8 protein-coding genes are annotated in these 8,182 nt (G+C 44.8%); all 8 read left to right on the forward strand.

The genetic code is table 11. The features are described 5' to 3' along the window. The coding region (gene trpB / locus A3762_RS22415) for a tryptophan synthase subunit beta (protein WP_068757702.1) at positions 1-977 on the forward strand (977 nt) is incomplete at its 5' end. A gap of 11 nt (positions 978-988) precedes the next feature. Next, on the forward strand, positions 989-1,792 hold the full coding sequence (gene trpA, locus A3762_RS22420) for a tryptophan synthase subunit alpha (RefSeq protein WP_068501592.1): 804 nt from the start codon (positions 989-991) through the stop codon (positions 1,790-1,792). A gap of 24 nt (positions 1,793-1,816) precedes the next feature. Next, the gene (accD, locus tag A3762_RS22425) at positions 1,817-2,740 is read left to right on the forward strand and encodes an acetyl-CoA carboxylase, carboxyltransferase subunit beta (RefSeq protein WP_068757704.1); all 924 of its coding nucleotides are present in this window, start codon (positions 1,817-1,819) and stop codon (positions 2,738-2,740) included. Positions 2,741-2,779: 39 nt separating this feature from the next. Then, positions 2,780-4,054: a folylpolyglutamate synthase/dihydrofolate synthase family protein gene (locus A3762_RS22430; protein ID WP_068757706.1), complete on the forward strand. Its 1,275-nt coding sequence runs from the start codon at positions 2,780-2,782 to the stop codon at positions 4,052-4,054. Next, complete coding sequence (locus tag A3762_RS22435) at positions 4,054-4,677, forward strand: SPOR domain-containing protein (protein WP_068757708.1); 624 nt, start codon at positions 4,054-4,056, stop codon at positions 4,675-4,677. Before A3762_RS22430 ends, A3762_RS22435 begins: the two co-directional genes overlap by 1 nt. Positions 4,678-4,813: 136 nt before the next feature. Further along, on the forward strand, positions 4,814-5,329 hold the full coding sequence (locus tag A3762_RS22440) for a CvpA family protein (protein WP_156493676.1): 516 nt from the start codon (positions 4,814-4,816) through the stop codon (positions 5,327-5,329). A 10-nt stretch (positions 5,330-5,339) separates the two neighbouring features. Further along, positions 5,340-6,857, forward strand: a complete 1,518-nt coding sequence (purF, locus tag A3762_RS22445; protein WP_068481164.1) for an amidophosphoribosyltransferase — start codon at positions 5,340-5,342, stop codon at positions 6,855-6,857. Between the two features lie 22 nt (positions 6,858-6,879). Beyond that, positions 6,880-8,109, forward strand: coding sequence for an O-succinylhomoserine sulfhydrylase (locus A3762_RS22450; RefSeq protein ID WP_068757710.1), 1,230 nt, complete (start codon positions 6,880-6,882; stop codon positions 8,107-8,109). The last annotated feature ends 73 nt before the right edge of the window (positions 8,110-8,182 follow it).

An 8,182-nucleotide genomic window follows, 5' to 3' on the forward strand; every position in this document is an offset into this window, starting at 1 on the left:
GAGCCAAGATTTACTTCAAGCGTGAAGATCTAAACCATACTGGCGCGCACAAAGTTAACAATACGATTGGTCAGGCATTGCTTGCTAAATATCTCGGGAAGCCTCGTGTTATAGCCGAGACAGGCGCGGGTCAGCATGGTGTGGCTTCTGCTACGGTTGCTGCGCGAATGAATCTTGATTGCAAGGTCTTTATGGGTGCCGAAGACGTTCAACGTCAAGCTTTGAATGTATATCGCATGAAGCTGCTAGGTGCAGAAGTTGAAGCTGTAACGAGTGGTACGAATACGCTTAAAGACGCAATGAATGAAGCGTTGCGCGACTGGGTAACTAATGTCGATAACACTTTTTACATCATCGGTACGTGTGCAGGCCCGCACCCGTACCCAATGCTTGTGCGTGATTTCCAGTCGATTATTGGTCGCGAAGCGCGAGCGCAATGTCTTGAGAAAGAAGGACGCTTGCCTGATGCGCTAGTGGCTTGTGTTGGTGGTGGCTCGAACGCCATCGGCTTGTTCTATCCCTTTATTTGTGACGAAGGTGTAGAGATGTACGGCGTCGAAGCGGGTGGCTTTGGCATCGAAACAGGGCAGCACGCAGCGCCACTTTGTGCTGGCCAACCGGGTGTATTGCACGGTAACCGTACGTATTTGATGAGCGATCAGAATGGTCAGATACAGGGGACGCATTCTGTGTCTGCTGGTCTTGATTATCCAGGTGTAGGGCCTGAGCATTCTTGGTTGAAGGATGAGAAGCGTGCGAATTATGTTTCTGTTACAGATGATGAGGCGCTAGAAGCGTTTAGACGTCTTACCTTGGTTGAGGGCATTATGCCTGCTCTCGAGACAAGCCACGCGATAGCTTACGCAATCAAGAAGGCGGCAACAATGAAGTCAGACCAGATCCTGATCGTTAATTTGAGTGGTCGTGGTGATAAAGATATTCTTACCGTTGCGGGCATTGATGGAATTTCAATTTAAGCGAAAATAATATGAGTCGTATAAAATCTACAATCAATGCTCTTAAAGCTGAGGGCAAAAAAGCGCTAATTCCTTACATTACCGCCGGTGATCCGCAACCTTCTTGGACGGAAGACTTAATGCACTGCTTGGTAGATTCAGGCGCTGACATCATTGAGTTGGGTGTTCCATTCTCAGATCCAATGGCTGACGGTCCGGTTATTCAGTTGGCATGTGAAAGAGCTTTGAAGCACAACACTAGCTTGTCTGACATTTTTGATATTGTCCGTTCTTTTAGAGAGAAAAATACTAACACCCCTGTCGTATTAATGGGATATTTGAATCCCATTGAACGTATGGGCGTTGATGCCTTCCTTGAGAAAGCGGCGGAGTCTGGTGTAGACGGAGTGTTAACGGTCGACTTACCTCCTGAAGAAGCAGAAATTTTTGCGCCAAAAGTTGCTGCGAAAGGCATGGATTCGGTGTTTTTGATTGCACCTACTACGACAGATGATCGCATTCGTAGCATCTGCAAACATAGCTCTGGCTACGTTTACTATGTCTCGGTGAAGGGTGTAACGGGATCTGCTGCACTAAGCACTGATGATGTCGCTCAAAAAGTTGCGAACATTCGTTCGATTGCAGATATTCCCGTTGGTGTAGGTTTTGGTATTACAGATGCTGAATCAGCAAGTGCGGTTGCTAAGGTGTCTGACGGCGTTATTGTAGGAAGCGTATTGGTAAATACGATTAAAGAAAATCAAGAAGACTTGTCGGTTATAAAAGATAAACTAGGCTCAGTACTGTCTTCGATGCGTCAAGCGATGGACGCTTAATCTATCCTAAGGTTGGAATAGTAAATGAGCAGTTGGCTAGACCGAATTAAGCCTAGTGTAATTAGATCTGAATCCAAGACTCGAGGGAATATTCCTGAAGGTGTTTGGAAGAAGTGCCCTAAGTGTGGATCTGCACTTTATTTGCCTGAGTTGTCTAAGAATCTAGACGTATGCCCTAAGTGTTCACACCATTTGAGAGTGAACGCGCGTCGTCGTGCTGAGATATTTTTAGATCCAGGTTATGAAGAGCTGAGTGAAAACTTAAAGCCTGACGATTTGCTTAAGTTTAAGGACACGAAAAAGTATAAAGATCGATTAGCTGCTGCCCAAAAAAGTACCGATGAAGATGATGCCTTATTAACATTCAAGGGTTCCTTGCAAGGCCTTGATGTAGTGATTGCTGCTTTTGAATTTAATTTCATGGGCGGATCCATGGGCTCCGTTGTAGGCGAAAAGTTTGTTCAGGCAGTGAATTGTTGTATCGAGGAGCATCGTGCTCTTGTGTGCTTTAGCGCCAGTGGCGGTGCGAGAATGCAAGAAGCATTAATCTCATTAATGCAAATGGCAAAAACATCCGCAGCCTTAGAAAAGCTCAAAGAAGCAGGCTTACCATATGTTTCAGTTATGACTGATCCTGTTTTCGGTGGCGTTTCAGCGAGTTTGGCAATGCTGGGCGATGTAAATATTGCAGAGCCCAATGCATTGATTGGTTTTGCTGGTCCGCGCGTCATAGAGCAAACTGTTCGAGAAAAGCTACCAGAAGGTTTTCAGCGTAGTGAATTTCTTTTAGAGCACGGCGCAATTGATATAATTGTCGATCGCGCGTCCTTGCGCTCAACCATATATTCACTTCTAAGTATGTTGACCATTAAAGAATTGGCGAGCATTAGCCATGCTAATGATGATGAGTCGGCTAGTTCTGATGCGTCAGGCTCTAACTCTGAGTAGTGGCGTAGATCATCAAAGCATAATCACGAGGTTGTTGTGATGACACTCAATGAGTGGTTGAGTGAGTTAGAAAAACGTCATTCGCAAGAAATTGATTTAGGCTTAGACCGTATTCGTACGGTCTTCGATGCTTTAAATATTGCTGACAAGCTTCCTAGAATTGTTACTGTCGCTGGAACAAACGGTAAGGGATCAACTCTCCAAGCTATCGTTGAAGGCTTGCACTCAGTTGGCGTACGCACTGCAAGTTACATTTCCCCTCATTTTCATCGCTTCAATGAGCGCATTGTCCTAGGACATTCGGAGCTCGATGATGAGTCTATTGTTGCCGCTTTCGAGCAAGTAGAGAAAGCGCGTCATCAGGTTTCACTCTCATACTTTGAATTTACAACACTAGCTGCGTTTGTCGCTTTTTCTAAGGAATTTCTAGCTGGTCGCTTAGACGTGGCTGTGTTGGAGGTTGGCCTAGGAGGGCGTTTAGATGCAGTTAATATCGTTGATGCTGATGTCGCAATCGTTACTAGTATCGGGCTAGATCATCAGGATTGGTTAGGTGATACCTTAGAGCAAATAGCGCGAGAAAAGGCAGGGGTATTTCGTAAGCATCAAGCATCCTATATAGGTGAGACATTCCCACCAAGTGTTAGGTTAGAACTAAATAATAACGATATCTATCCCGCTATGTATTTGCGAGAATTCGGGAGTTGGTCAGTTTTAAGCGAAGGCGCAGTATTTGATTATAAGGGTTCAGAAGTCGTTTTGAATTGTTTCGCTGATAATGATTTACCCCATAATAATCTCGCGCTTGCGATGCAGGCATGCTTGAAAATCTTTGAGTTGAGTCAACAAGAGTTTGAGTCCAATCAGTTGGAGTTATGTGCGCAAGCAATTTCAAAAACTCAGGTCTCTGGTCGCTTAGAGCGTGTCTCAGAAAACCCTGAAATCCTGTTCGATGTGGCGCATAACGGCGCGGCGGCAAAATTACTTTCTAGTCACTTAAAACAAAAATATTTGGGCCGAAAATTGATTGCTGTGTTTTCGTGCTTGAAGGATAAAGACTTACGTGAGATTGTATTGGCGCTCGACGGGGTGATAACCCAATGGCATATCGCTGAGCTTGATGGGCCGCGCGCGCGTCCTCTCGAAGAGATGTCTTCTCAAATGATTGGCATGTCTCAGGAGGTTTGTACGTTCAATAGCCTCAAAGAGGCGTTTGAGGGGGCTAAGTCCATAGCGATGTCGAGTGGTGCAGTTGTTGTAGTATTTGGATCCTTTTTTGTGATTGAAGCGTTGAGAGAGCAGGTTAAATCTTAATGAGTGAGTCTGTAGATGGTTTGAAGCAACGCCTCGTCGGTGCGTTTGTTATTCTTTCCTTAGCGGTTATTTTCTTACCTATGCTATTTGATAAGCCGCATCGAGAGGGTGCTGAGGCTGTTGAACTAGTGCCTGAGAAACCTCAGATGCAGACCGTGGTGATTTCAAAGCCAAATCCCAATGTGAAAAAGAATGAACCGGCTTCCGAGTTGAATCCGGATTCTGAGCTCCCTAAATTAGTCCCTGCAGCGGAACCGATTAAACCGACAACTCAAACGGACGAAAAAACCGTTAACTCCTTGTCAGAGAAAGCGTCAGTGCCAGTTTCTGTCTCAACTCCCAAAGGTAAAGAGCCTTCGTATTCAGTAGTCTCTAAGCCCAAAGTTTATAAGAATGTTTGGATGGTTCAGTTGGGCACGTTTTCGAATAAAGAAAACGCGTTTAAATTGCGAGATAGACTTCGTGAAGCCGGTATTGACGGGCATACAAAGCCCTTGAAATCGGGCTCTGCTATTCGTGTATTTGCTGGTCCATTCGTCACTAAGAAAGAAGCGATAAGAATAAAAAGAAAGCTGGATTCTCAATTTAAAGTGAATAGTTTGGTTGTCTTTTTTGAGGCTTAATTTGACCGTATGGTTAGGATAAGTGCCTGTTATTTAAGAAAAAAATAGTCACTGTTTTGTGGCTTGTATAGGGGATGAGTAAGGTGTTTGTTATGATGCGCCCGAATCTGACAGAGAAGGTTTTGTCGGAGGCTTTGTGTTTGAGCTAATGTGGGCGGATTGGGCTCTATTGGGGATAATTCTTTTCTCAAGCCTAATCAGTATTCTTCGTGGTTTTACTAAAGAAGCGCTTTCACTGGTTACTTGGGTGATTGCTTTTATCGTGGCTAGAAGTTTTCAGCCACAAGCTCAAACTTTGTTGTCTCCACATATTGCTGACCCCGTTATGTTATTAGCGGCCTCGTTTGCAATCCTTTTTATTGTGACCTTGCTGGTTGGTGCTGTCGTTAGTCATCTTGTCTCGATGCTGATTAAAGTGACTGGTTTGAGCACGCTTGATCGCGTTCTAGGTATGGTGTTTGGGATGGCTAGAGGTGTTGTGGTCTGTATAGCGCTTGTCGCGATTGTGCGTTATACGCCTTGGTCTAAAGAAACTTGGTGGTCAGATTCTGTAGTTATCGAGCAGTTAACAGTGGTTGAATATTGGACTCGGTCTGTTTTTGGATCCGGGGTCGATGAATTGTCATCTTATATAGCGAATACAAAATTCTGAGGAATGCGATATGTGCGGTATTGTCGGCATCGTGGGGAAGTCTAACGTAAACCAAACTCTCTTTGATGCACTGACGGTGCTTCAACATCGTGGCCAGGATGCCGCGGGCATCGTTACCTGTCAGGACGACCGTTTTTTTCTGCGTAAAGACAACGGGCTCGTGCGCGATGTTTTTCGTACTCGTCACATGCGCCAATTACAGGGTAATGTAGGTATCGGGCATGTTCGTTATCCGACTGCGGGTAGTTCTAGCTCAGCCGAAGCACAACCTTTCTATGTGAACTCGCCTTACGGTATTACGCTTGCGCACAACGGTAATTTAACGAATACCATCGAATTGTCTGATGGTGTTCTTAAATCAGATCTTCGTCATATCAATACGACTTCTGACTCTGAAGTGCTTTTAAATGTTCTAGCGCATGAGTTACAAAACCAAGGCAAGCTAATTCCAACGCATGTCGAAATTTTTGCAGCCGTTAAAGAGGTGCATAAACGTGCTCGTGGCGCTTATGCCGTGGTTGCCATGATCACTGGGTATGGGGTGCTTGCATTCAGAGATCCGAATGGCATTCGACCAGCCTGTTTTGGTAAAAGAGAAACAGAATTTGGTACAGAATATATGGTCGCTTCTGAAAGTGTTGCCTTGGATGCTGCTGGCTTCGAATTAGTTCGTGATATTGAGCCGGGTGAGGCGATCTATATTGAAAACGATGGTTCATTTCATAATGAGCTTTGCGCTGAAAGTGCGACCTTAACGCCTTGTATTTTTGAGCATGTGTATTTCGCGCGCCCTGATTCAATGATTGATGATATTTCTGTATACAAAGCGCGTTTAAGAATGGGCTCTACTTTAGCGAAGAAAGTCCTTAAGCTTCGCCCTGATCACGATATTGACGTCGTTATTCCAATTCCTGATACAAGCCGAACGAGCGCGATGGAAATGGCGAATGAGCTGGGTGTGAAGTATCGCGAAGGTTTCATCAAAAATCGTTACATTGGGCGTACCTTTATTATGCCTGGTCAAAGTCAGCGTAAAAAATCCGTTCGTCAAAAGTTGAATCCGATTGGTCCAGAATTCCAAGGCAAAAACGTATTGCTTGTGGATGATTCTATTGTTCGTGGTACGACGTGTAATGAAATTATCCAGATGGCACGTGATGCCGGTGCGCGCAATGTGTATTTTGCGTCAGCAGCGCCACCTGTGCGTTATCCAAATGTATATGGTATTGATATGCCTGCGGCGAACGAATTGATTGCACATGATCGTTCGGTAGACGAGATAGCTGAGATAATCGGTGCAGATTGGTTGTTGTATCAGGATCTAGATGATTTGGTCGATGCGGTGAGTGCTGGTAATCCTGAGATCACTAAATTTGATTGCTCGGTGTTCGATGGTAACTATGTGACTGGTGATATTGATGACGCTTATCTAGAGCGTTTGGAAAGAAGTAGAAATGATGCCAGTAAATCTCAAGAAGCAAGTATACTAGAGGGTGAAGAGCAATTAAGCCTGCATAACGCAGGTTAGCCCAGTAATCTAGAGATACATAATGCCTAAAAGCAAGAATTTGAAGGCCACCATCCCTGAACCGAATCTTGAAGGTTTATCGGTGGAGACCTTAGCGATTCGCTCTGGCCAGATTCGCAGTCCTGAGCTTGAGCATAGCGAAGCTATTTTTCCAACATCCAGTTTTGTTTTCAATTCCGCGGAAGAAGCCGCGCAGCGATTCTCAGGTGATATTCCTGGAAATGTTTATGCCCGCTTTACAAATCCAACCGTTACTATGCTAGAAACGCGCATTGCTGCCTTAGAGGGTGGTGAGCGTGCAGTGGCAACAGCCTCAGGTATGTCTGCAATTATGGCGACCTTTATGGCTGTTCTTAAGCAGGGCGATCATGTTTTATGTTCGCGTAGCGTTTTTGGAACCACAACGGTTTTCTTAGAAAAATTTATGTCGAAATTCGGCGTTGATGTCGAGTTTGTTGACCTAGTTGATTATGAGGCTTGGGAGTCCGGGCTGAAGCAAAATACTAGAGTTGTATTTGTCGAAACGCCGTCCAACCCTTTATGTGAAGTGGTCGACTTAGAGCGACTTCGAAGCATTATTGATTCGAAAAGCTTTGATCAGCAGTGTTTATTCATTGTTGATAACTGCTTCTGCACGCCTGCGCTTCAACAACCTTTGTCGATGGGGGCGGATATTATTATTCACTCTGCGACCAAATATATTGACGGGCAGGGACGTTGCTTAGGCGGGCTTGTTGTGGGAAGTAATGAGCTGATGGCGGAAGTGCATGGTTATATGCGTTCTGCTGGCCCTGCGATGAGTCCGTTTAATGCATGGGTGTTCCTGAAAGGCTTGGAAACTTTGAGTCTCAGAATGAAGGCGCACTCTGAGAATGCGCTTAAAGTGGCTCGCTGGCTCGAGCAGCAGCCGCAAGTAGAGCAAGTATTTTACGCTGGTCTTGAATCTCATCCCTATTATGAGTTGGCAAAACGTCAGCAGAAAGGTGCAAGTGGTGTGCTTTCATTTCGAGTGAAAGGTGGTCGCGAGCAAGCTTGGAATGTCATTGATGGCGTTGAGTTCTTGTCGTTGACTGCTAACTTGGGTGATGCGAAAACCACAATTACTCATCCTGCGACAACGACGCATGGTCGTTTAAGTGATGAAGAAAAGGCGTGCGCTGGAATTACCGAAAATCTAATACGTGTTTCGGTTGGTTTAGAGTCAGCCGATGACGTTATTGCAGATCTTGAAAAAGGCTTGGCATCAATTTGATGCCAAGTTGTTAAAATCTAAGCAAATTCTATATATTTCAAATAATTAAAGTTAAATCTTAAAACTTTTCTAT

It is taken from the genome of Oleiphilus sp. HI0125 (genome assembly GCF_001635355.1).

Bases quoted from the DNA above. Each gene is read 5' to 3' on its own strand.
- A3762_RS22450 (WP_068757710.1), top strand. From the start codon at position 6,880: ATGCCTAAAAGCAAGAATTTGAAGGCCACCATCCCTGAACCGAATCTT.
- A3762_RS22435 (WP_068757708.1), top strand. From the start codon at position 4,054: ATGAGTGAGTCTGTAGATGGTTTGAAGCAACGCCTCGTCGGTGCGTTT.
- accD (WP_068757704.1), top strand. From the start codon at position 1,817: ATGAGCAGTTGGCTAGACCGAATTAAGCCTAGTGTAATTAGATCTGAA.
- purF (WP_068481164.1), top strand. From the start codon at position 5,340: ATGTGCGGTATTGTCGGCATCGTGGGGAAGTCTAACGTAAACCAAACT.
- A3762_RS22430 (WP_068757706.1), top strand. From the start codon at position 2,780: ATGACACTCAATGAGTGGTTGAGTGAGTTAGAAAAACGTCATTCGCAA.
- trpA (WP_068501592.1), top strand. From the start codon at position 989: ATGAGTCGTATAAAATCTACAATCAATGCTCTTAAAGCTGAGGGCAAA.